The sequence below is a fragment of the Salmonella sp. A1325 genome (assembly GCF_056991255.1).
On the sequence record NZ_JAMLWO010000006.1, the window covers coordinates 135,920 to 161,308 of the forward strand.

Consider the following 25,389-nt stretch of genomic DNA (forward strand, 5'->3'; position numbering starts at 1 on the left):
TCATGCCTGATTTATCCGCCGCGGAGTTTACCTTGTTACAGGGTGCGCACCTGTTTGCGCCAGAAGACCGGGGCATCTGCGATGTTCTGCTCGCGAATGGCAAAATTATTGCCGTCGGCGCTGACATCCCCGGCGATATCGTACCGGACTGTGCGGTAATTAATCTTAGCGGCCGTATGCTGTGCCCGGGCTTTATCGACCAACACGTTCATCTGATCGGCGGCGGCGGCGAAGCGGGGCCGACGACGCGGACGCCGGAAGTCTCCCTGAGCCGCCTGACGGAAGCCGGGATAACAACGGTCGTCGGTCTGCTTGGCACCGACTCCGTCAGCCGTCATCCCGCGTCGCTGTTAGCCAAAACGCGAGCGCTAAATGAGGAGGGGATCACCGCCTGGATGCTCACGGGCGCTTATCACGTTCCGTCGCCGACCATTACTGGCTCGGTAGAAAAAGACGTCGCGCTGATCGATCGCGTCATTGGCGTGAAATGCGCAGTCTCCGACCACCGTTCCGCCGCGCCCGGCGGGAATCAACTCGCCAGCATGGCCGCCGAATCACGCGTTGGCGGCCTGCTGGGCGGCAAACCCGGTGTCAGCGTTTTTCATATGGGCAGCAGCAAAAAAGGGTTACAGCCGCTATATGACATCCTGGAAAACAGCGACGTGCCGATCGGTAAACTGTTGCCTACCCACGTCAACCGTAGCGAATCGCTTTTCGAGCAGGCGCTGGCGTTTGCGCTTAAAGGCGGCGTAATCGACATTACCACCAGTATCCCGGATCCCGTCGCGCCGGCGGAGGGCATTGCCAGAGCGGTAAAAGCCGGCGTCCCGCTTTCCCGGGTGACGCTCAGTTCAGACGGTAACGGCAGCCAGCCGCTATTTGACGCTGCCGGAAATCTGACGGGCATCGGCGTCGCGGGCTTCGAAAGTTTGCTGGAGACGTTGCAGACGCTGGTTAACCACTACGGATTCAGCCTGACCGATGCTCTGCGTCCGCTGACGACCAGCGTAGCCGCCTTCCTCAGTCTGGACGGCAAAGGCGAAATCCGTCCCGGTAACGATGCGGATCTGCTCGTCTTTAGCACAGATTTACGCATTGAGCAGGTGTATGCGCGCGGCAAACGCATGGTCAATGAGGGGAAAGCCTGCGTAAAAGGTACCTTTGAACCGGCGTAATTCCCGCTAGTTTCAGGATGCCCCATCACGGCATTCTGAAAGAGGACGGGATAAGCGGTTGTCAGCCGCCCGAATGGACGTAGAATGCCCCTTCGGGCGGCTGACAGGATAACGGTAAATGGATGTAACTGGAGCAGGTTTGCACAATATTGAGACAAAATGGCTATATGATTTTCTGACGCTGGAAAAGTGCCGCAATTTCTCTCAGGCCGCCATTATCCGCAACGTATCGCAACCCGCTTTTAGCCGGCGGATTCGCGCCCTGGAACATGCCGTGGGCGTTGAACTGTTTAACCGACAGGTCTCGCCGCTACAACTTTCCGAACAGGGTAAAATCTTTCACTCCCAGGTTCGCCACCTGTTACAGCAGCTGGAAAGTAATCTGACCGAACTGCGTGGCGGCAGCGATTATACGCTGCGTAAAATCAAGATTGCCGCCGCCCACTCGCTCTCCCTCGGCCTGTTGCCGACCATCGTTAAGCAGATGCCGACGCAGTTTACCTACGCCGTTGAGGCGATAGATGTCGACCAGGCGGTGGATATGTTACGTGAGGGGCAAAGCGATTTTATCTTTTCTTATCACGATGAAAACCTGCAACAAGCGCCGTTTGATAATATCCGCCTGTTTGAGTCGAGACTGTTTCCGGTTTGCGCTAACAATGGCCGGGGCGAGCCGCGCTATACGCTTGAGCAGCCGCACTTTCCCCTGCTTAATTACAGTCAGAACTCCTATATGGGCCGACTGATAAATCGTACTCTGACTCGCCATGCTGAACTGAGTTTCAGTACATTTTTCGTCTCTTCGATGAGTGAATTGTTAAAACAGGTTGCGATGGACGGCTGCGGAATCGCCTGGTTGCCCGAGTATGCTATCCGTCAGGAGATTACTGACGGGCGCCTGATAGTGCTTGATGCCGACGAACTGGTTATCCCGATCCAGGCTTATGCTTATCGCATGAATACCCGCATGAGTCAGGTAGCCGAAACATTTTGGCGCGACCTGCGTGGGCTTCAGGCCGCGCTGTAAACACATCAGGCGGTAAGGCGTTGTTCCCCGGTCAAAGAGGCGCGGGTGTCTGGCCAGGACTCATACCAACGAATCGCCGCGCGCACCAGCGACGCTGTGGAATCAATCATCGGGCACGCTATCGCGCGTTCATGTCCGGCCACAATAAGCGGAATTTCGGTACACCCCATAATAATTGCCTGCGCGCCACGGGCAATAAGGCTATCGATTTGCGGCAGCAGCAGCGCTTGCGCCGCAGTTTTATCGCCACGTTTAAGCGCATAAATAGCCTGCATTACCAACGCCTGCCCCGCGTCTTCTGGCTGAATTAACGTCAGCCCCCGCGCCAGAGCTTTCTTTTGATATAACCCGGTCGCCAGCGTCGCATTGGTCGCCAGCAGACCAACGTGCCGCGCCGATGGCGGAATATCCCCCAGGGTAGCGTCCAGAATGCTGATCATTCGCGCTTTCGCGACGTTCTGTAAATCATCAAACCAATAATGCGCAGTGTTGCATGGGATAACGATACACTCCGCCCCGGCGTCTTCCAGCATATGCAGATAACGCTCCAGATAACGGTATGGCGAAGGCCCGCCGGATAACAGACATGCTGTACGATCGGGAATATCAGGAATAGAGCTGACAATGAGCGGGATATGTTGTTGATCACAACTGGCATGTCGTAATTCAACAAATTTTTCCAACATATCCGCCGTTGCCGCAGGTCCCATCCCCCCCAGTATCCCAATGGTGTGTTTCATCGCTTTTCCCGCTTATTTACGTCAAGGTCAGAAACACACTATCAACTTGATGTGTATATAAAAAATGCCGTTTTATTAGCGGCTATGCGTAAAAATCATAACGGGTGTAATGGCCACGCGTTATCGCCTTTTCAGGCAATCGATTGGTTACATGTGCGCTCATCGACCTTCGCAAGCCGCTAAATGCCATTTCGCTATACCGCATTGCCCACTGCGAGTCCGCAAACTTGTTTTGTCCTCATCGCCACAGCGCCTGTCGGTGAAGGGGCCGCCGTGTTTTGCTTTTCGACGCTAATGCGGGAATATCCCAGCGAATATGGCTATAAACCAAATCCACGGTCTCCGTGGCGCTGCCTTCGGCGTCGCCATGATTGCTCATGCGTGAAATTCGCACATTGGTGAGCGTATAAATAATAAATGGCAGCATTGCGCCCTTATCACTACGGCATAATGTCAGCACGCCTTCTTTCACCGTTTTCCCGTTACAATAGTGCTCATAGAGGCCAGGCGTAGCAAGATCGACAGGCTTTGTCAGCGTCAACCCTCCAATATATGTCCCTCTCGCTTCGCCGGACTCCCGTTTCGTCGGGTTGTGGTTGTAAGCAATAAGTTTTATTTGGTTTTCAAAACCTTTGATCCGGCTTTCGCCTTCAATACCGTCCAGTTTTAAATAGATGGCGTCCATCCCCCCTCCGTGATTATCATGCGGCAAAGCAGGCTGACAAGGACAGAACGCTAATAATGAAAGAACGTTCCATTTTCCAGCCATTTCGTTGGTGTCTCTGTATACCAGATTAAATACCGACAATCTGCTATAACTGGATTCTTGCTAAATACCTTCTGCCATCAACAATCCATTTTACAATAGCGCTACTGACCTGAAATCTATTACGCCTGGCATTCAAGCATCGTTTCCTGAATAACCATAGCCGCTATAAGAACCATATCAAAAAAGAAATATCAATATCATTTCTTATTTTTATCCGAGAAATTACTTAATTCCACAGAATCGGAATATAGACAATTCTTATTCCTTTTCACATCAATGGGTTTTTAGACTTTTGTCATATCGAAAACAACCATTCCAATAGAACATATTTACTATGTGAATATATTTAATGTTTTTATCGCGCACAGTGTTATCACAGTAATAAATGATTTGCATCAAAAATGCGCCTTTCAGCGCCACGTATTTTTGGGCAGCAAATTATAAAATCGCGTTTCAAAGTCAGTAACATGTTCTCTGTTCAGGCGATATGACTTTATGCCCGGACGACACGCCAGCCGCTTTACCCTTACGTTTAGTCGTGATACGTTAGATCACATGAACACGAAACGATCCAACGCTACGCAACGTCATCTCCGCTGGTGGCTGCCTTCCTGAAGGCGGCACGGATCACTATCCCTCTTTAAGTAGCCGCCGAAAGGCGGCTACTGTGTTTCGGGACGTCTTTCGGCTTTACAGTAAGCATAAAGGAGTCCTTAATGAACACCCTTCCCATCATTCTGACTGGCGATCGCCCCACCGGCTCGCTGCACCTCGGCCATTATGTCGGTTCACTGCGCCAGCGCGTCGCGCTACAGCAGGATCACCAACAGTATGTCCTGATTGCCGACCTGCAGGGACTCACCGATAACGGCAGTAATCCGCAAAAAATCCGCGATAATATTCCGCAAGTGTTAGCTGACTATCTGGCCGTCGGCATCGATCCCGCGCTGACGACGATCTGCCTGCAATCCGCATTACCCGCCCTCGCTGAATTAACGGTGCTGTATATGAATATTGTTACCGTCGCCCGAGTGGAGCGTAATCCTACGGTAAAAAATGAGATTGCCCAAAAAGGCTTTACCCGTTCCCTGCCGGTCGGGTTCATGGCGTATCCTATTAGCCAGGCGGCAGATATCACCGCCTTTAAGGCCGAAATGATACCGGTTGGCGACGACCAATTGCCCATGATTGAGCAAACGAATGAGATCGTTCATAAGATGAATAGTCTTTTCTCCTCGCCGGTATTGCGACCCTGTCAGGCGCTCCTGAGCGATACGGGCCGTCTGCCCGGCATTGACGGCAGCGCCAAGATGTCGAAATCGCTCGGCAATACCCTGCTTCTTTCCGCCAGCGAAGAGACCATCCACCGTGCGGTCAGCGCGATGTACACCGATCCCAATCATTTAAAAATTAGCGATCCGGGAAAAATAGAAGGTAACGTCGTCTTTACGTGGCTGGATGCGTTCCATCCGGATAAAGCCAAAGTCGCGGCGATGAAAGCACATTATCAACAAGGCGGATTAGGCGACCGTGTCTGTAAAAATGAGCTGGAGACCTGCCTGCAAGAACTGATCGCGCCAATACGCGAACGGCGGGCAACCTTTATTGCGGATAAGGGAATGCTAATGGAATTGCTGAAAAAAGGTAGCGAGCGGGCGCATGAGGTCACTCAAAAGACGCTACAGGAAGTAAAACGTGGACTGGGTCTGCCCACGCTATTCCAGGTATAATCAGGCATCAACGTTGTCCAGCGGCCATGACTCAAACAGATAGCCATCAAAGTAGATGTCATCAACATTGGAAAACTCCAGCAGACGCTGCTTCACGTTTTCCAGGTGCTGCCACATCGCCAGCTTCGCTGCGCGGGCGTCTTTCTTAATTAACGCCGCGAGGATCTGCTTATGATCAACCAGCCACTCCTTACGGTAAAGCGTATCGCCCAGATGGCTATGAAGCTGGAGCCACATCGGATTATTTTCACGCCATTGCCAGGACTGACGGAAGAGCTCGACCAACATACTGTTATGGGTCGCTTCGGCAATGGCCAGATGAAACTGCATATCGCCGCTTTCTGAGCCGCCCGGCGCGCTGGAGGCGAGCTCTCGCTCTTCCAGTTGTAACGCCTGGCGCATTTTAATGATGTCTTCGCGGGTGGCCTGCAGAGCGGCAAATTCAGCGATATTGCTTTCCAGCAACTGACGCGCCTGTAACAGTTCAAACGGCCCGGCGTCATTACAGTGATTGACGTCAGCGCCTTCCATCTCGTTATTATCCGCGCTGTCGAGCACGTAGATCCCGGCGCCGCGGCGGACTTCAACCAGACCTTTAATTTCCAGCATGATCAGCGCTTCACGCACGACGGTACGCGTCACATTGAGCCTCTCAGCGATCTCTCTTTCCGGCGGCAAGCGCTCCCCGGGGCGGTACGGCGTCTGAACAATCAGATCCCGTATCATTGCGCCCACTTCCTGGTAAGGTCTTTGCTGAGAAGTGTTTGATTTCATATTGGTCGTGCCCGTCCGATGCGATTTCCCGGTATCAGACTATAGCATTTGTAAAGAGGGATAGCACGCGTAGCACACCAAAAACGCGAAACTGGTCAACCAACAAAATAATAATGCGCCCCGTTTCGCTAGTGAGGCCAGATGAAAGGAAAGGCAATAGACAATACACGACTGATGTTCTACCTTTAGCCCTGATGCCTGAATATGAACAGCATATTGGTTTACCAATATAAAATTTATCAACCAAAAATCAGGCCATAAAATGTGTCTGTACATTGACAGGAACAATGCCTCTGACATAGCGTGATCGGCGAAAATCCAGCCGCTCTCTTTGTATCAAGAACGCGTTATGATAAAAGACACCGTGTTTTTCGCCCCAGGCGTATCCGGGGGAAGCAACGCCTCCAGTTTGTCGAGCCGCCATCGCCGGGCAGCGATTATTCTGCATGAAATTTATGGTATTAACGCTCATATCCAACGCGCAGGCCATGAATGGATGACGCGCGGATTCGACATCTATATTCCCGCGCTGTTTCCTCACCATACCCCCTTTCGCTATGAACAGCAGGAGGAGGCTTACCGTCACTTTTCAGCAAATGTCGGCTTTGATTCCGCCGTCGTTACCACGTTACTCCACGATCTCAGAACGCAGTATGAGACGTTAATCGTCGTAGGATATAGCGTCGGCGCAACGCTCGCATGGCTAAGTGCAGCCAGTGGGTTATGCGATGGCGTCATTTGCTATTACGGTTCCCGTATACGCCAGTACCTTCATCTTGCGCCTCTCTGTCCGGCACTGGTTATTATCGCGCGTTATGAGCCGGCGTTTGATCCCCTCGCCATGCGACAGACGCTGGAAAAGCGCCCCCGGGTGCAGTGTAAAATGTACGATGCGCGGCACGGGTTCTGTGATGCTGATAGCGCCACCTTCGATGCCGCCTTATCGCATCAGGTAATGGACGATGTGACCGCATTTATTCGCGACATCACTCGTGCAAACACATCGCCCGATTGAAGCCAGATTTTCCGCTTCAGTGGAGACTTTTTTCAACGAGCTGTTCCAGTTTTTTCAAAGCCTGTATGTCTGCGGCATCAAGACCATAACGTTGCAGCGTTTCAGCGGGATGATAACTGACTAACGTTCGCCCATCGGCTTGCTGGCTAATGAGCACCCGAAACGGTAAATCCAGCGCCAGTTCGGGATGCGCCAGCATGAGAGGCGTTCCGCCTTTAGGATTGCCAAAGACCAGAACCGTTGTCGGCGGCATTTTCAGGTTAACATTCTGTGCCGCTCTGGCATGATCAAATTCCCCAAATAACACCAGACCGTGATCGGCGACAGCGTGCATCAACCGCGCTCGGGTCTGCAAATAGTCATAAGCGCTGTAGGTTTTAACCATGGTTATCGCTCCATCCTCCGTTGCAAAGCCAGGCCTTATTAAGATTAACATCAGGGTTATTGCCAATAAAAAAGGCTTTAAAATAGCGCTCATTCTTCTCTCTCCCTGACCCAATACCCATGAGTAAATGCGACACAGATGATATGCAGTTTAAAAATCAGTCATCATACTGTACCCCTTATTATTGCACTGAACAGCTCATCACTAAAAAAGCAGACGGCAGAACAAAAAATTCCGACGCCTGAACAAATTTAAATGAAGATGATGCAGTCTGACTGAGCGACAGCGCGATTATTATTATGGCGCGACACCATCTTCTTCAGCCCGCTGGGTAAGAAAAAATATACTCCGCTCAGTAAGATAATAGATACTACAGGCCAACTCTTCAGAGATACGGAGCATCATTGCGTAGTGATGATGCGATTTTTCTGGCGCCATCGGCAGAAATATTTCTGACTCCAGCACGTCACTTAAAAAATGAAATTTATGTACATATTCAGCAGATATAATGCCTCTCGCCATCAGATTAGCCATTAGTGTATTTAAACTATCTTGTTCATGATATACGATACTTTTTCTCTCATGAATTCTGATAAGAACGCTTCTGAAAACTGTATAACATTCTCTTACGACACAGGCAAAATCATTAAGCATCAGGCGATTATACGCTTCCATAAGATCATATTCGACAAAGCCATACTCTCCAGGGGAGTATAAATAATAACATATATTTTTAAGTCGTTTTATTCTGCGCAACCTTACAATTTTACCATTTTCATATCGATATTTTAAACTATGCTCATGAAATATATTATTTAATTTACTAATCGCCTTATCCGGTTCTAACCCAAGCGTAACTTCATAGGTCCGAAGGTAGGTATCTATATAGTTAAAAGCAAGCTCAATGGTATCAATATGCTTTCTTTTATCATCTGTTTTTAATAACAGATTACTCATTTCATCCAGATATGACGTCGAATGCGCATATAAGGTGAATAAGCCATACTCTTTGCGCAGCGTTTTACATATTCTTCGATACACTTCGTCAGAATGACTATTATGATAGCAGTATAATGTCATATCATAAAAAGAGGAGCAACTTCCTAGCGTATTGATAATCAATAAGATTATTTGCTCGCGTATTTCTAACGGAATATCTTCATATAACAGATCGCTATGCCTTAGTGAGTATGGTCTAAAGGTGTGCATTCCTCCCCCTGTAACCGCAACAGAAAAAATTACGCTATGAATAGCGCCACATTACTCTAATTCAGTGGTTCGGGTATTAATATCAGCTCAACAGTGAGACACTTTTTCTTATTTTTTTATGGTGTTGAGTGAATATTTATTTACTCTACAGATAATTGTAACCCATCGCCCTTTGTCATTCTGCTGATCATCACTGGTGCGAAAATCTGGATTATCCATGGCATTCAGCCTTCACTGAATGCCACAGACAAGGGTTATTCAACTAAAGCTCACCTGTCCCTTAATCCTTCTTTCATTCCGTTACGTCGTTGCCATACCAGCACACTTAAACGTAAGGTGAGCTTATTGTTTTTATCGACGGGTCAGAACAATCCTTCGCCGGTCATACAGTGTTTCAACAGAGAGCTGCAAATCATATTTCGCATTCTTCAGTTTTCGCGATTTAAGAATTTTCATCGTGACGCCACTTATTTGCCCTGTTTCAATCCGTCTCTTGATTTCGGCTGCGCTTAACAGGAGTTGCTTCTTCAAAATCGACAGCAGGCTGACCTGAAAAGAACGGGAAATCCTGACGCTAACACTGACCTGCTTGTGGGAGGCGATACTGACCAGCCACCGTTCCTGAATTTGAAAATCAGGCTGCCCCGATAATTCAGCATTGTTTCGCTTCAGGATCGCGTTGTCATAAGCAAAATATTGCACCGTGGCAGCATCATTCGCCATCAGTCGACCATAAAGATCGCGGTTAATTTTACTGACTGGCAGGCGCGAGAACAGGGAGATATTCCAGGTGTAATCGCAGTGTGTGCATTTATAGATACTCCAGACATCGAGTACCTTCTTTTGCGAATTAACCCGAAATGCCCCAGAAGGCGTGAAGTCCCGTTTTACGCTGCATGAAGGGCAACGTTTCGCTATGCGCTGATACCCCACAGGAGTGACAGTCCATATGACTTTCATAACGTACCTTTTTTAACCCATACAAAACCGGATCCGAACTCAGCGGACCATAAATGTTTATGTATGAAAAATATTTAAGTGATATTTTTCAGTGGGTTAAAAAAAGATTTTCAACGCAACAACCCTGTCAATGGCTAAAAAGATACGCCGAGATTATCAAAGCGGCCATTATCGGGTATATGAGTTTAATCAATATTCATTATGGTAGCGGCGGGATCGATTCAACTGACTTACTAAACGCATGATCCTCCCTTTGAGATCACACTTTTCACTCCCGGTTATTCACTTACAGAAATCAGGTGTTATCATTCACGACGTAAATACCTTTCAACTCAACCCGAGGCTTTGATGCTGGAGAATGTCATCATCTGATAATCAGTTCCCCGACCTTTTCAGGCCGGACTGATTATCAATGTGCCGAAATCGAATGCGGACACCGCAGTGTGTTTGCACGTTTTGCCTATGATGATTAAACAGGTTCTTCAGTATGAATTTATCCCGTCAGGAACAACGCACCTTACACGTTCTCGCCAAAGGCGGACGCATTACGCACATCCGCGATGCGTCAGGCCGCGTCACCGCCGTTGAGTGCTATAGCCGCGAAGGGCTGTTGCTCGCCGATTGCACGCTCGCTGTATTCAAAAAACTCAAAACCAAAAAGCTGATCAAATCCGTTAATGGTCAGCCCTACCGCATTAATACAACCGGGCTGAACAACGTTCGCGCCCAGCCTGACAATCGCTAAGGAGATGATGATGGATATCAGCGCCGTTATTTTTGCAACGCATCGCATTCGGCTATTACCCGATGAAGGCAAAATCCCCTGGGACGAGCCAGCCTTCAGCCAACGCATGCTGGAAAATCATCTGTCGCAGGACCACGACTGGGCCAGCCGCCGGCTAACCGTGATTGAGCAACAGGTAACATGGATTACCCGTCTGTTACCCGCTGGCGCCCGCATTCTGGATCTCGGCTGTGGACCCGGTTTTTATACCCGCCTGTTAGCGGAGCGTGGGTTTCACTGCACAGGCGTAGATTTCTCTCCGGCATCCATCACATGGGCTCGCCAGCAGGCGCAAGCCGCAAACCTGAATATTGACTACATTCAGCAGGATATTCGTACGTACCACCCCACGGAACCTTTTGATTTCATTATGATGACGTTTGGGGAACTGAATGTCTTTAGCGCTGCTGATGCGCAAAGCCTCATCAGTTGTTGCGCGCAGTGGTTGAAACCGGACGGCAAACTGCTTGTTGAAGTGCATACCTTCGATGAAGTTAAACGCCAGGGCATGGCGCAGCCAGGCTGGCAGCGTTGTCCGCACGGCCTGTTTCTTGCCGAGCCTCATCTGCTGTTAACGGAAAATGCCTGGGATGAAGAGGCCCAAACCAGCTCAACGCAGTTCTGGGCGATAGCGGAAAACGGCTGTACCACCCGTTTCGGCAGTCAAATGAAGGCCTGGCGCGATGATGAATATATCAGCCTGCTTGGTGATGCTGGCTTCACTGTGTTGCAGCGCCCGGACAGTCACACCTGGCCGGTCGGCGAGACTTTTGCAGGCAAGCTGTTTGCGCTGCTGGCTGAAAAAGCATCCACTTCTGAGGGTATTGCCCTCAGTAAAAGGAATAACCCAATGGATATCCCACGTATTTTTACCATTAGCGAAAGCGAACACCGTATCCATAATCCGTTTACAGCGGAAAAGTACGCCACACTGGGCCATGCGTTACGCATGAAGCCAGGCACGCGGATTCTCGATCTCGGTAGCGGTTCGGGTGAGATGCTCTGCACCTGGGCTCGCGATTACGGTGTTACAGGTACTGGCATTGACATAAGCCCGCTCTTCACCACACAGGCAAAACAACGTGCAGAAGAGCTCGGCGTCAGTGAATATGTACATTTTATTCATAACGACGCGGCCGGTTATATTGATGAGGAAAAATATGACGTGGCGGCCTGCGTAGGCGCTACCTGGATTGCGGGCGGTGTCGCGGGGACAATAGATCTGCTGGCCAAAAGCCTCAAACCAGGCGGGATCATTCTCATCGGTGAACCGTACTGGCGTCGGATCCCCGCAACGGAAGAGATCGCCCACGCCTGTGGCGTCTCATCCGTCGCCGATTTTCGTCCCCTGCCCGAGTTGGTCGCCTTTTTCGACCAACTCGGCTATGACGTAGTGGAAATGGTGCTGGCGGACCCGCAAGGCTGGGACAGATATGAAGCCGCGAAGTGGATGACCATGCGCCGCTGGCTGGAGGAAAACCCTGACGATGAGTTTGCGCAAGAGGTTCGAACAGAACTGACGGTAGCCCCCAAACGTCACGTCACCTGGACACGAGAATACTTTGGCTGGGGCGTATTTGCGTTAATCGCGCGATAACGTGAAGCAGGAGGTATAGCCTACAAGAGGTATACCTCCATTTAAAAGTATGCAACAAATTAACGCGGCTCAAGGCGGGAATATATCGTCTTAGAGACTATCCCAGTAGGCGTTATTGGCGCAGCCAGTTTGGACACGGACAGCGCGCAAAAACCGGAGCGTACACGTAGTACGTGAGGATTTTGAGCACTGCCCAGGTCCAAAATGGCAAGTAAAATAGCCCTAATGGGATAGGCTCTTAATTTCGCCATTAAGTTTCTGCCACAATATGTCGCAAGACGTGCAAGCGTTCCACCTCACCTGATGAGCGAAACCACCATCAATAAGACGTTATTGCTGCGATTCAATTATTAAAAATAAAAAAGAACCAGAAGAAAATTAAAAAATGACTTACCCACCATATTGGCCATTGTTAAAATCAAAGTAATCCCCCGTAAAAGCTGGATATTTTTATTTCTCATAGACGAGAATTTATATATTATGATATAATGCGGCAGAAAAACATGCAGGTTATTAACCTGCCATTAATGTAAATAATTCTTTGAGGAGATGTTTCCAGTGGGACGTAAATGGGCAAATATTGTTGCTAAAAAAACGGCTAAAGACGGTGCAACGTCTAAAGTATATGCAAAATTTGGTGTAGAAATCTATGCTGCGGCTAAACAAGGTGAACCAGATCCGGAATCAAACTCAGCTTTAAAATTCGTTATTGAACGTGCGAAACAAGCACAGGTTCCAAAACATGTTATTGATAAAGCCATTGATAAAGCCAAAGGTGGCGGAGATGAAACGTTCGTGCAAGGGCGTTATGAAGGCTTTGGACCAAATGGTTCAATGGTTATCGCTGAAACGTTGACGTCTAATGTTAACCGTACGATTGCTAATATCCGCACAATTTTTAATAAAAAAGGCGGGAATATCGGAGCGGCAGGTGCTGTCAGCTATATGTTTGACAATACTGGAGTGATTGTATTTAAAGGAACAGACCCTGACCATATTTTTGAAATTTTGCTTGATGCTGAAGTTGATGTTCGTGATGTAACCGAAGAAGAAGGAAACATCGTTATTTATACTGAAGCTACAGACCTGCATAAAGGAATTGCAGCGCTAAAAGCAGCTGGAATTACTGAATTTTCAACAACAGAATTAGAAATGATTGCTCAATCAGAAGTTGAACTTTCACCAGAAGATTTAGAAATCTTTGAAGGACTTGTTGATGCCCTTGAAGATGATGATGATGTGCAAAAAGTATATCATAACGTTGCAAACCTCTAATTATAAATTAAACAAATCTGTCACTATGGCAGATTTGTTTAATTTATAAAGCTGTTATAAAAAAGTCTATCTGGCCAGATATATAGATTTTTAAATTTATGTGTCTTGTCACGACCTGATCTGACACATAGCCTTGAAAGATTGAGAGTTACCGGTTTTGATATAGTGTCGAATCCTTATATGAAACATGAGGTAATTTTCATGTTTCATACGACGAATCCCGTCAGCAAGCTAAGCAAAAGCCAGCAATATCGGGTTGCTTACAATCTCCCTGTGCTCTTTAAGGCACCGCCCTTATAAATTCCGCTGGCGCTCTACCGCGTCGCTTGACCACAGGTGTGACTCCACCAGCGCGCTACAGACCATAGTGCGAGAACCGTGGCCGATTACTTTGATGCTTTTGATGTGGAGCTATTTTTAACAGATAACGTATACCACACTCAAAATCCTCCCCCAGATCAATGCCCTCCTCTGAACACCTCCCTATTGTGCCATTCCACAAACCGTTCACCCGGATAATTTTCTTTCATCTGCGGCAACGCGATCTCTTTCCCCGCAAAATCCCAGAACAGCCGCTGTACCACCCCGCCACCATTCACCGCGTCGGAAACCACCACGCGCATATTTTCATCCAGGCCAATCGAACCACGATCGAACGCTTTATGATGGATTGCGCACAACGCCAGGCCATTAGGTACTTCACAAGGACCATGATGCTGCTTCCATCTGATATGAGCTGCTTCAAGCGCTATAGGGGCGTTGTCGTGGCGCATATTGAAGCCGCAGACCGCACATTGATAATTGTAAGCTCGTAGCACCGCCTGGCGGAACTTCGGATCGCGTTGCCTGAGAGAGGTGCGAATATCAAAACCCATCTCGTCAGCGATGTCTTCCTGAATACTGGTCGGAAAATGCGCCTCAAGGATCTGCTGCGCCAGCGTGTCGATTAGCTTACGTTTTTTTGTTACCAGCGCGAAATTGACGGCATCAAACCCACCAGCAACATTATATTCAATGAGTTCGCGCTTGGGCGGCTGGCGGCTACCGCTGGTTGAGCAGAATTCCGCGTTTTGCAATTCCCAGAAACCATCGCCCTTCAGACGCCAGAACGGCATATCCGGGCGCTGTTCACGGCGCTGTGGCCCATAGCGCTCCAGCAAATCCAGCAATTGCTCATGAATTTCAGAACCATAATCAAACAGGCGATCGTGACCCTGCCGATAGTGCGAGAGAACATATAACAGCAATAACGGCTTATGCGGTGCTCGCTGTTCGCCTTTGCGCCAAATAGTAATATTTGATATCGCTTGCTTTAGAGTTTTGTCAGAGGTCATTACATTGAAGAATCCATGAGCACATAGTTGCGATGATGCTCGCAACTATATGTACATTCAAGACATTATTGCAGACATACATTTTGTCTGTCGGCTCTGTAGTGACGGTTAGCATTCTGATAACAACGGAAAAAACACAGCGCTCAACCGAGAAAGGTAGGTAACTTCTGGATTTCAGGCATCAAAAAGACCTCAGTTGAGGTCCATTTATATGCTTTTGGTGCGAAGGCCGGACTTGCCTTTTCATTTAATCTATTGAAAATTAATTGGTTTTGAGATTTTAGTTTGGGGATTTGCCCCCAAAATGGGACATAAAATTGAATACTGCGTGGAAGATCACAAAGTTGTGTGTTTTTCACCCATCAACAATACCTATCCTAACCCTAAATTGCCTCATTAGCTCCCCACACCACACGTGATTTCGGTTACGGGCCAAAAATCAGTACACTTTCGTAACTGCGTTAAGTTTTCGCGCAACTCTTGCTCCGCCTTATGCAGATCATTTTGATTATTTTGTAGCAGCTGTCGGCGGGTGGTTTCATCGAACAAGATTCTCAAAGACTCAATAATTGTACTTTTTCCAGCGTTAGTTTCGCCAAAAAAAGCAAGGGTAAACTTGTCCCATTCGGCATGTTGCTGTAGATAAGCCAATTTCTGATTGAAAGTATCCTGCAGAATCTGTAATTGCGCCGTCATAGCATTAAGCTGCTTTTTGCCATCTTCGTTTTCAACATGAAGCCCTGCAATATCAGCTAGTTTGCTCAATGTTACGCCCTACGTCGGCATAAAGCCGGTTGAAGTCCTCAGCGGTATTCATTTTTAATCTCATTAATGTTCTATTTTCACCGGTTTGCTCAGATACATAGTCTTCCCGGCAGGCTTGTGCAGCATTACTTAACTTGAAGGCAATCTTAGCGTTGAAGAAAAAGTAAAACCACTTCAATTGCAAGGAGATATTGACCGGATTATCACGTATCAACTTTTGTATCAGATATCGGCCTGTAAGGGTTAAAATGATAAGATCGGCATCGCTTAATCCGCATGGTGCTCGCCTGAGGGCATCTAAGACTTAGCAGTTCAGAGGGCACGGTGACATGCTAAAGTCGTGGACCATACACAGTGATTTCAGCGTCAGGAAACAAGGGCGAGCTTAGATGATCGGTACAACTCCCTACCATGCTAAATATTTTGCGCATGAGCTTTCTATCCTCCATTCAAACAATGGCGTGGATCGTCTTTCTCAGTCATTGTTTGATGCCAGCGTTGATCTCAACCCTCACCAAATTGAGGCGGCGTTATTTGCTATAGAGAATCCTTTAAGTAAGGGCGTGGTACTTGCCGATGAAGTCGGCTTGGGTAAAACCATCGAAGCGGGATTAGTACTTTGCCAATACTGGGCAGAAAGGAAGCGAAAACTACTGATCATCTGCCCAGCGTCTTTACGTCGCCAGTGGGCAAGTGAACTAATTGAGAAATTCAACTTACCTTCACAGGTATTGGATGCAAAGACTTTCAGCCAGCTTCAAAAAGAAGGTGTCTATAACCCTCTAAATAACAAATCGATAACAATAATGTCCTTCCACTATGCAGCCAGGTTAGAAGAGAAGCTGGTAGCTGAAATGTGGGATCTAGTGGTAATTGACGAAGCTCATAAACTCCGGAATGCACACCGCGACAGTAACAAGATGGGACAAGCATTAAAACGCGCGCTTTATGGCCGGAAAAAATTGTTATTGACGGCAACGCCTTTGCAGAATTCGCTAATGGAACTGTACGGCATATCGACACTTATTGATGAGCACACTTTCGGCGACCCTAAGGCTTTCAGAAAGCAATATATGCAGACAGACAGTGATATGGTGGAGCTGAAAGGGAGACTGGCGCACTTTATCAAACGAACATTACGTAAGAATGTACTCGAGTACGTCAAGTATACGGAACGTAAAGCCATCACAATCCCATTCTATCCAAGTGAACAAGAGCATGAACTCTATGAGCGTGTTCAAAATCTGCTGGAACGTGAGGATAGCTACGCGCTGCCTAAGCGACACAGGCATCTGACAGGGCTTATTCTCAGAAAACTGCTTTCGTCGAGTACGAAAGCAGTTTTGAATAACTTACAGATACTTAAGATTCGTCTTGAGAAACTAAAGCACAAAGGCATCGTTGAAGATGAGCTAGATATCATTCAGCAGATTATTGTTGATGATGATCTTGAAGATGACATCGTTGAAGGTGATGAAATATTCAACGCTGATACAGAGCACAAAATTATCGATCTAGTAGCACTTCAGGCTGAAATCAATGAGCTTGAGACCCTCATCTTCAAAGCTGAACAAATTGGTGTTGATACTAAAACAAAGGAGTTACTCCTTGGCCTGGAGCAAGGTTTTGCACAGCTTGCAGAAATGGGGGCAGCAAAAAAAGTCATCATCTTTACAGAATCGATGAGAACTCAGCAATATCTTGCTCACTTCTTAGAAAATCATGGTTATCTGGGTAGAGTGGTTACTTTTAGTGGTACCAACAACACGCCGCAGACAAACCAAATTTATCAGCAATGGCTTGAAGAATATCGTGGTTCTTCTCGCATCACAGGTTCGGCGCAGATTGATAAACGTTCGGCATTGATCGACCATTTCAAAGATCATGCTGAAATTATGATCGCTACTGAAGCAGCAGCGGAAGGGGTTAACCTGCAATTCTGCTCGTTGCTGATTAATTACGATTTGCCATGGAACCCTCAACGCATTGAACAAAGAATTGGTCGTTGCCATCGTTACGGGCAAGAGTTTGATGTGGTGGTTATTAACTTCCTTAACCAAAGAAATCAAGCAGATCAACGTGTTCTGGAATTGTTGACTGAGAAATTCAATCTTTTCGATGGTGTGTTTGGGGCATCAGACAGTGTTTTGGGCAGCATTGAAAACGGCGTAGACTTTGAAAAAAAAATTCAGTCCATTTATGAGTCATGTCGGACACCTGAAGAGATTGAGGCCGCCTTTGAAAAACTGCGAAAAGAGCTTGAAGACGAAATTAACCTCAAGATGCAAAAGACTCAAGAGCAGCTACTCGAGCATTTTGATGAAGATATTCACGATGTTCTAAAGATCAGGCTTGATGAAACACAAGAGCGCTTAGATAAGGTTGGCCGCTGGTTTTGGGCGGTGACACATTACCAACTTAAACATTGTGCCAATTTTGATCATGAGCATCACCGTTTCACATTGTGCGAGCCAGTCAATGGGTTACCAGTAGGGCAGTATCAATTACTACGCAGAAGTGTTAACCAAAAAAGTGAGTTACAAAGGCAAGAACATCATAGTTTTGCGTATCGCATCAACCATTCTCTCGGTGAGTATGTGATTGATAACGCCAAAAGGCTAGATACGGAGATGGCAGAAGTCATCTTCAATTACAGTGACCATGCAACGAAAGTTTCCGTTGCTGAGCAACTAAAAGGACAGGCGGGTTGGTTGACGCTGAACTTGCTTACTGTAGATGCGTTTAACACACAGCAGTTTTTAGTCTTTACGGCAAAGACCGATCGCGGGCAAATAATAGACGGTGAAGCATGCAAGCGGTTGTTTCAGATTGCTGCAACACCAGGCGATAGAGAAAGTATGTCTGCAGAGGCGAACACACTGCCCGATGACCTGCTCTTACTCAAAAAGAGACAAATCGATGCCCAACTTGCTGAAGTCATGGAGCAGAACAATGCCCTCTTTGAACTAGAAAGAGATAAGCTGGAAAAATGGGCAGAGGATGTGATGTATGCTGCGGAAGAAGCGTTACGCGATACGAAAATGCAAATCAAGTCTTTGAGGAGAGATGCAAGACTGGCACAATCCATTGAAGAACAAAAACAAAACCAGGAAAGACTAAAACAACTGGAGCGACAACAGAAGCGCCAGAGAATGGAGATTTTTGATATTGAAGATGAAATATCAGACAAACGAGACCTGTTGATCAGTGCCCTTGAAGAGAGAATGAAGCAGAAAACAGAGATCGCAGAATTGTTTACCATTCGCTGGAAAGTTATTTAGTTGATTTATAAGAGAAAACAATGAGTAAATACAACGAATTAGTTAAGAAACTTAAAGAAATTTTTCAGATTGATCGACCAGAGCTGGATTTCGGCATTTACCGCATTTTGAATGCCCGCGCGGATGAAATTAATGATTATCTTGAGAATAAACTGAAGATTAAAATTCAGTCTGCACTTGCTGATGCAGAGAACGCTAACAAAGCAGACTTAGAACAACAGTTACATCTCGCAATCAAAGCGGCAACAGATGCTGGTTTTGAATCAGATGAAAGCCCAAAAGTTCAAGAAATTCAAAAGAAATTGTCTACTATAACCTCTGGAGCCAGTGAGCACGAAAATGCAGTTTTCTCCCACTTGCTCACTTTTTTCTCACGTTATTACGACAATGGTGACTTCATTAGCAAGCGTCGTTATAAAGGAAATACTTACGCTATCCCATATGCAGGTGAAGAAGTCATGCTGCATTGGGCAAATAAAGATCAGTATTATATTAAAAGCGGTGAAAATTTTGCCAACTATTCGTTTAAATTAGCCGATGGCCGAAAAGTTAGCTTCAAATTACTTGCAGCAGATACGGCAAAAGATAACCGTAAAGATAATGATTTAGATCGCTGCTTTGTTCTTATTGAGCCTCATGTACGTACTAAATTTGATGATGAAGGTGAAGAATACGAACAAGAATATAAACCAGTCGAAGTTATTAAAACTTCATCGATTGTTGATGGCAAATCCGTTGACACAGAAGAATTAATTATTCATTTTGAATACAAAGCGATGAAGAAAGGGACTAAGCAAGAGACATTAGTCCAGTCAGCTATTTCAAAAATTCTGTCAGACAATAATGTCCAGCAGCATTGGGTTGACCTTGCTAAACGAGTACCGACAGAAAAGAATCCGATGCGTACGGAGTTAGAACGCCATCTTACTACCTATACTCAGCGTAATACAGCAGACTACTTTATACACAAAGATCTTGGTGGGTTCTTGACTAATGAACTTGATTTTTATATTAAAAATGAAGTCATGAATCTTGATAATTTACAAAATGCAGAAATATTTTCAAATATCGAAAAACAACTGCGCATGATCCAGTGCCTGCGTTCAGTTGCACTTGAATTAATTGCATTTTTAGCACAAATTGAAAATTTTCAGAAAAAACTATGGAACAAGAAGAAGTTTATTGTTTCCTCTAATTATACCGTAACATTAGACATTTTAAGCGAAGAACTTAAAGCTGAGGCTTTATCAAATAAAAATCAAATTGAAAGATGGAAAGAATTAGGATTCATCACAGATGATACTTGCTCACATCTTCAATACCTACCAGTTGATACAGAATTATTTGATGATAGATTCAAAGAGAAAATTGTTAATTCTATCGAGAATTTAGATGCCAAAATTGATCATGTTTTAATTAATGGTGATAATTTTCAGGCTTTAAGATTAATAAAAAACAAATATGCAAATCGCATTGACTCAATCTATATCGATCCTCCTTACAACACTAATGCCTCAGAAATTCTTTATAAGAATGGTTTCAAACATAGCGCCTGGAATACTTTAATTGAAAATAGAGTGTCTGAAGGTTATCAACTACTCTCTGAAAGAGGGATTCAGGTTTTTACTATTGATGATTACGAACTTGAAAACAGTATTTTTATAAACAATGAGATATTCGGTGCCGAAAACCACTTAGCTACTGTACCAATCCGAAATAATCCACAAGGTCGTTCCACGGTATCAGGGTTCTCTATTAATCATGAGTATGCAATTTTCCACAGAAAAACGGACCTTGTAGAATCTGTCGGACGTTTACCAAGAAATGACACTCAAAATCAACGTTATAATGAAACGGATGAAAACGGCCTAAAATATTTATGGGAAAACTTTCGAAAAACTGGCACAGACTCAAGTAGAAAGGATAGACCAAAACAATTTTACCCAATAGTTCACTCTGGTAATAAAATATTTATACCGGAAATGTATTGGAATGATGAAAATGATGAGTGGGATTATGATCTATCTCAATATCATTCACATGATATAATTTTCCCTATTGACTCAACAGGCACAGAGCGAGTCTGGAAATGGGGAGTTGATAGAGCCAAGAAGGAAATTGCACATCTTAAATGCGAGATTGTGCGTGGTCGTTATGAGGTTTATCGTAGAAATTATATAAATGATGATGGCAAATTGCCAGGAACGTGGTGGGATGATTCTGCTTATGCAGCTGGTTCTCATGGTACTAATCTTCTATCGTCTATGTTTACCCGAGATAGATTGTTTTTATTTCCTAAATCATTTAAAGCAGTAATTGACAGCTTGAAAGTTGCTGGTGCACATAAAGAAAGCCTTATTTTAGATTATTTTGCTGGTTCTGCTAGTACAGGTCATGCAGTAATAGCAATGAATGATGATGATAATGGTTCAAGACGTTCAATACTTATTGAGCAAGGTGACTATTTTGATATTATAACTAAGCCTAGAATGTTGAAATGTATATTCTCTGCTCAATGGAAAGATGGGAAGGCAACCCAAATTCGCAATAAATCATGCATCATTAAAACCATTAAAATCGAGAGTTACGAGGATGCTCTGAATAACATTTCATTAAAAAATAAAAATCGAGATCTTTTTGAAGATGCATCATCAAATGTCAAAAACAATTATTTGATAAATTATATGTTACAAGAGGAAAGTAAAAACTCTTTAATCAACACGGATAGCTTCCAGAATCCATTCAAATATAAAATGGACATTGCTATGGATTCCGCAGGAGCAACTGAACCTCGATGTATCGATTTAATCGAAACGTTCAATTATCTTATTGGGTTACATGTGAAATCTATTGAATCCAACGTTGAGCGGGGCTATGTACGGATAGAAGGAACTCTGCCTACAGGAGAACGTACGCTAATACTATGGCGCGACTGCGATAAAATCGGTTATGAAGAGTTGAATAAATACGCTAACCGTTTTGATTTATATGCTAAAGAGAAAACATTTGATGTTATTTATATCAATGGCGATCATAACCTACCAACTGCATTTACAGTTGATGAAGAAGACGGTGAAATCGTCCGTAGTTTGAAAATTCGCCAGATCGAACCTGAGTTCCTAAACTTAATGTTTGCTGAGGAGGTTTAAGAATGGCTAAAAAACCCACTACCGGAAAAGCCGTCAAAAAGCAGACTAACAGCAAATTAAGTTTTCATAAGCAGCTGGTTTTAAATCGCTTTATGTTCCGTTTTTTTAAAGACGGTACACTGCATGGTTTGAAAATCCGTTTAGGTGAAGACCGATTTGAAGGTATTCATGAAGATGGCCAAAGCCTGTTCTTCCATGAGTTAAGTAACTACTTATTCGAGGTCGATCTCATCGACCTCGATGAATTACGTCGCTACGATCTTAATATTGTTAAGCACTGGCAACAAATAACAGAGCATCGTAATCTTAAAGAAGATACTGTATTGAATATGAAATATTTTCAATACCTGTCTCTTTTGTTTACTGAGATCTATCTCGATTGGTACTTCAATCGTAAACAAGAATTACTTGATGGTCTTAACAGTGAACTCAATATATACAATGCTGAAAATAATGAAACAGCAAAGGATAGAGCTAATCAGTTTAAATCATACATCCTGGATGATTTGAATAAACTGGCATACTGGAATGCTACAGGTTCCGGTAAGACATTGTTATTACATGTAAATATTTTACAGTACCTACATTACTATCAGAATGGTAATACTCATCATTATCCGGATAAAATCATCCTGCTTACGCCAGACGAACGTCTTTCACAACAACACTTGGATGAGTTGTATAATTCTGGTTTTTCCCACATTCAGTTGTTTGATAAGAACAAATCAGCTCCGTTTAAAGGTACCGTTGAAGTTATTGATATCAATAAACTTGCTGATGACATGGGTGATAAAACCGTTGCTGTTGAGGCATTTGAAGGCAACAATCTGGTTCTAATTGATGAAGGTCATAAAGGAACAGGGACTGCTGCTGGTGCCTGGATGCGTCGTCGCGACAAATTAACACGAGACGGTTTTGCATTCGAATACTCGGCTACTTTTGGACAAGCAGTATCTGGCGGAAATAATGTTGAAGCTGTCGAAGCCGAAATCAAAAAGAAAAAAGCAAAATTACTCTTTGAGACAACTGCATTAGGAAAACTGACTGCTGAGCAGTTAGAAAAATTAGAGCTGACCTCAGAGGAGTTACGTGATGCGCGTATTCAGGCCACAAGAGAAGTTTATGGTAAATCAATTCTATTCGACTATTCCTATAAATTTTTCTATGAAGATGGCTATGGAAAAGAGTCTCTGATTCTTAACCTTAATCCCAATGAAGATAAAAAAGATGAGCATCGCTACGAATACTTCACTGCTTGTTTACTCAGTTTTTACCAGCAACAATATTTATTCAATAAGAATAAAGATAAGTTAGGCGAATTCAACATTGAAAAACCATTATGGGTCTTTGTTGGCAACACTGTCAGTGGTGAAGACTCGGATATTCACGCAGTACTGCGTTTTTTAGCATGGTTTTTAAACAATGAAGTACAAGCAAAATCATGGATTCGGGATCTTGTTGAAAATAAAGCCAGAATTCTGGATACCAAAGATCGTAACATCTTTGAAAAACGCTTCACTGCTCTAATAAATGGACCGGAAGATATCTATTTGGATATCCTTGCTCGCCTGTTTAATACCACACATTCAGGTCAGCGGTTAAGAGTATTAAATTTGATCGGAAGTAAAGGTGAACTTGCATTACAGGTCGGTGAAGCAGAACCTTTTGGTTTGATCAATATTGGCGATTCACCCTCTCTTTATAAAATGTGCGAGGAAGATACGACGTTCGATTATCAAAGAGACGATTTTGCCAAGTCTCTGTTCCATACGTTGAACGATAAAGATTCCCAACTGCATATCTTAATTGGGTCCCGAAAATTTACTGAGGGCTGGAGCAGTTGGCGTGTATCAACTATGGGTCTACTCAATATGGGGCGTGGGGAAGGCTCACAGATTATTCAGCTTTTTGGTCGCGGGGTACGCCTGAAAGGTCGCAACTATTCTTTAAAAAGAAGCACACCAGGAGAACGTCCTAAAGGACTGCATCTGGAGAAATTAGAGACACTGAATATTTTCGGTGTTCGTGCTGACTATATGGCAACATTTAAACAATATCTCGAAGACGAAGGAATAACGCCAAGTGATGAGATCCTAGAGCTAAATTTTGAAACTCGGCCAAACATGCCTAATACAAAGCTTAAAACACTTAAGCTCAAAGATGGCTACAAGGATAATCAAAAAAACGGCTTCAAGCGTGTTTACTTTCCTGAGCTTTATGAGGTTCCTGCTGAACTGCAAGGCAAGATAAAGCATCCACACATCAAACTCGATTTATATCCTAAACTTGAGTCGATTGATACGAGCAGGAAGGGTGACAATACACCTGTTAATGTCAGAAACGAGGCTAAATTAGATTATAAAGTAATCAGTGCGTTTGATTTTGATCGTCTTTATCTCGCTATTCAGGCCTATAAACTACAGCGTGGATGGTCAAATTTACGTCTGGATAAACAACGGTTGATCGATTTTTGCCTTGGAAAGGCGAATATCGCAAACAATTGGTACACGCTTTCGATTCCGGCATCGGAGCTCGAAATTAAGCAGTATTCCGATATTGCTAAGCAAGAAGATATTATGCTTCGCCTTCTGACTGATTATACCGACCGCTTTTATAATGCATTAAAGAATGCTTATGAAGGTCAATTCTATGAAATAACTCAAGTCAATGAAGACGATCCATGCATGATCAAAATGTATCACTTTGAAATTGAAGAGTCTGATGACGGTCTGGATTATACAAAGCGACTTGAGCAATTGCAGCAGATCGTCGCTCAAGGTGATATTGGTAAAGCTAAATCCTGGAACGCTCCCGGCATGATTGCTGTAACCTTCGACAAGCATCTATATTATCCTCTTCTTTCAATTGAGAAAAATGCTGATTTACCGCTAAAAATGCGTCCAACCGCCTTTGATGCACCGAGCGAAATTACCTTCATTAAGGATTTACAAGAATTTATTGAAACACCAAAAGGTCAAAAAACCATCGGCAATAAGAACTTATACTTGTTGCGCAATGCTGATTCCAAAGCTAAAGGCTTAGGTTTCGCTACTGCGGGTAACTTCTATCCTGACTTTTTATTGTGGCTAGTTGATGATGAAAGTGGGAAGCAATGGTTAAGCCTGATTGATCCAAAAGGTATTAGAAATCTGAATCTTGACGATGCTAAATTTGGCTTGTACAAGGAAATAAAAGAGCTTGAGAAGAAATTATCTGATGATAAATTAAGCCTAAGTGCGTTTATTATTTCTGAAACTCGTTTCGTTGATTTAATAAATGTATCCGAACCTAAAGATAAAATTGAAGAACGTAACGTACTCTTTATAGAGGATACTGGTTCTATTTATCTGGAGAAGCTTTTCAAAAAGATGGTTGCTTAACAACCATTCTTCTTGCCCCATTTCTTATTTAAGATATGGG

18 protein-coding genes are annotated in these 25,389 nt (G+C 44.7%); 10 read left to right on the forward strand and 8 right to left on the reverse strand.

Annotated features, from left to right (window positions below; genetic code table 11):
- Positions 1–2 precede the first annotated feature (2 nt).
- Complete coding sequence (gene iadA, locus NAZ64_RS13710; RefSeq protein ID WP_220569439.1) at positions 3–1,175, forward strand: beta-aspartyl-peptidase; 1,173 nt, start codon at positions 3–5, stop codon at positions 1,173–1,175.
- A gap of 118 nt (positions 1,176–1,293) precedes the next feature.
- Positions 1,294–2,202 carry a hypochlorite stress DNA-binding transcriptional regulator HypT gene (gene hypT, locus NAZ64_RS13715; RefSeq protein WP_000383509.1) on the forward strand — a complete coding sequence of 303 codons (909 nt, stop codon included), beginning with the start codon at positions 1,294–1,296 and terminating at the stop codon, positions 2,200–2,202.
- 5 nt (positions 2,203–2,207) lie between these two features.
- Here the strand turns inward: hypT and cuyB are convergent, their stop codons facing one another.
- Together cuyB and NAZ64_RS13725 are read right to left on the reverse strand one after the other, a co-directional pair.
- Positions 2,208–2,942 (reverse strand): cysteate racemase, encoded by a 735-nt coding sequence (cuyB, locus tag NAZ64_RS13720; protein ID WP_076728047.1) that lies wholly within the window; start codon positions 2,940–2,942, stop codon positions 2,208–2,210.
- A 238-nt stretch (positions 2,943–3,180) separates the two neighbouring features.
- A complete protein-coding gene (locus NAZ64_RS13725; protein WP_076936289.1) occupies positions 3,181–3,711 on the reverse strand; it encodes an Hcp family type VI secretion system effector in 531 nt (176 codons plus the stop codon).
- Between the two features lie 716 nt (positions 3,712–4,427).
- Here NAZ64_RS13725 and trpS point away from each other — a divergent pair.
- Positions 4,428–5,441 carry a tryptophan--tRNA ligase gene (gene trpS, locus NAZ64_RS13730; RefSeq protein ID WP_079944407.1) on the forward strand — a complete coding sequence of 338 codons (1,014 nt, stop codon included), beginning with the start codon at positions 4,428–4,430 and terminating at the stop codon, positions 5,439–5,441.
- Here the strand turns inward: trpS and uxuR are convergent, their stop codons facing one another.
- Positions 5,442–6,215, reverse strand: a complete 774-nt coding sequence (gene uxuR, locus NAZ64_RS13735; protein WP_000841654.1) for a Uxu operon transcriptional regulator — start codon at positions 6,213–6,215, stop codon at positions 5,442–5,444.
- A gap of 349 nt (positions 6,216–6,564) precedes the next feature.
- Between uxuR and NAZ64_RS13740 the strand changes: the two genes are divergently transcribed.
- Positions 6,565–7,230, forward strand: a complete 666-nt coding sequence (locus tag NAZ64_RS13740) for a dienelactone hydrolase family protein (RefSeq protein WP_220569440.1) — start codon at positions 6,565–6,567, stop codon at positions 7,228–7,230.
- A 16-nt stretch (positions 7,231–7,246) separates the two neighbouring features.
- On the opposite strand, the gene NAZ64_RS13745 is transcribed toward NAZ64_RS13740, so the two are convergent.
- The 3 genes from NAZ64_RS13745 to NAZ64_RS13755 form a co-directional block, all read right to left on the reverse strand.
- Positions 7,247–7,708 (reverse strand): DUF302 domain-containing protein, encoded by a 462-nt coding sequence (locus tag NAZ64_RS13745; protein ID WP_023231489.1) that lies wholly within the window; start codon positions 7,706–7,708, stop codon positions 7,247–7,249.
- Positions 7,709–7,912: 204 nt separating this feature from the next.
- Entirely contained in the window at positions 7,913–8,824 is a 912-nt protein-coding gene (locus tag NAZ64_RS13750; RefSeq protein ID WP_131046648.1) for an STM4504/CBY_0614 family protein, read from the reverse strand.
- A 351-nt stretch (positions 8,825–9,175) separates the two neighbouring features.
- On the reverse strand, positions 9,176–9,784 hold the full coding sequence (locus NAZ64_RS13755; RefSeq protein WP_220569441.1) for a DUF1062 domain-containing protein: 609 nt from the start codon (positions 9,782–9,784) through the stop codon (positions 9,176–9,178).
- A 487-nt stretch (positions 9,785–10,271) separates the two neighbouring features.
- Here NAZ64_RS13755 and NAZ64_RS13760 point away from each other — a divergent pair, with 487 nt between their 5' ends.
- The 3 genes from NAZ64_RS13760 (at position 10,272) to NAZ64_RS13770 (ending at position 13,440) form a co-directional block, all read left to right on the forward strand.
- Entirely contained in the window at positions 10,272–10,529 is a 258-nt protein-coding gene (locus tag NAZ64_RS13760; protein ID WP_001054380.1) for a YjhX family toxin, read from the forward strand.
- Between the two features lie 4 nt (positions 10,530–10,533).
- Positions 10,534–12,165, forward strand: a complete 1,632-nt coding sequence (locus NAZ64_RS13765) for a class I SAM-dependent methyltransferase (protein ID WP_220569442.1) — start codon at positions 10,534–10,536, stop codon at positions 12,163–12,165.
- 558 nt (positions 12,166–12,723) lie between these two features.
- Positions 12,724–13,440 (forward strand): YebC/PmpR family DNA-binding transcriptional regulator, encoded by a 717-nt coding sequence (locus NAZ64_RS13770; protein WP_000532939.1) that lies wholly within the window; start codon positions 12,724–12,726, stop codon positions 13,438–13,440.
- A 458-nt stretch (positions 13,441–13,898) separates the two neighbouring features.
- Here the strand turns inward: NAZ64_RS13770 and NAZ64_RS13775 are convergent, their stop codons facing one another.
- Both NAZ64_RS13775 and NAZ64_RS13780 read right to left on the reverse strand, forming a co-directional pair.
- On the reverse strand, positions 13,899–14,774 hold the full coding sequence (locus NAZ64_RS13775) for a phosphorothioated DNA-binding restriction endonuclease (RefSeq protein WP_220569443.1): 876 nt from the start codon (positions 14,772–14,774) through the stop codon (positions 13,899–13,901).
- Positions 14,775–15,170: 396 nt separating this feature from the next.
- Positions 15,171–15,539 (reverse strand): hypothetical protein, encoded by a 369-nt coding sequence (locus tag NAZ64_RS13780; protein ID WP_220569444.1) that lies wholly within the window; start codon positions 15,537–15,539, stop codon positions 15,171–15,173.
- 389 nt (positions 15,540–15,928) lie between these two features.
- On the opposite strand from NAZ64_RS13780, the gene NAZ64_RS13785 reads away from it, so the two are divergent.
- From NAZ64_RS13785 to NAZ64_RS13795, 3 genes are read left to right on the forward strand one after another with little or no spacing between them, the layout of a single operon-like run.
- The gene (locus NAZ64_RS13785) at positions 15,929–18,820 is read left to right on the forward strand and encodes an SNF2-related protein (RefSeq protein WP_483640965.1); all 2,892 of its coding nucleotides are present in this window, start codon (positions 15,929–15,931) and stop codon (positions 18,818–18,820) included.
- A gap of 20 nt (positions 18,821–18,840) precedes the next feature.
- The gene (locus NAZ64_RS13790; protein WP_220569446.1) at positions 18,841–21,969 is read left to right on the forward strand and encodes a site-specific DNA-methyltransferase; all 3,129 of its coding nucleotides are present in this window, start codon (positions 18,841–18,843) and stop codon (positions 21,967–21,969) included.
- A 2-nt stretch (positions 21,970–21,971) separates the two neighbouring features.
- A complete protein-coding gene (locus tag NAZ64_RS13795) occupies positions 21,972–25,349 on the forward strand; it encodes a DEAD/DEAH box helicase family protein (RefSeq protein ID WP_024797444.1) in 3,378 nt (1,125 codons plus the stop codon).
- The last annotated feature ends 40 nt before the right edge of the window (positions 25,350–25,389 follow it).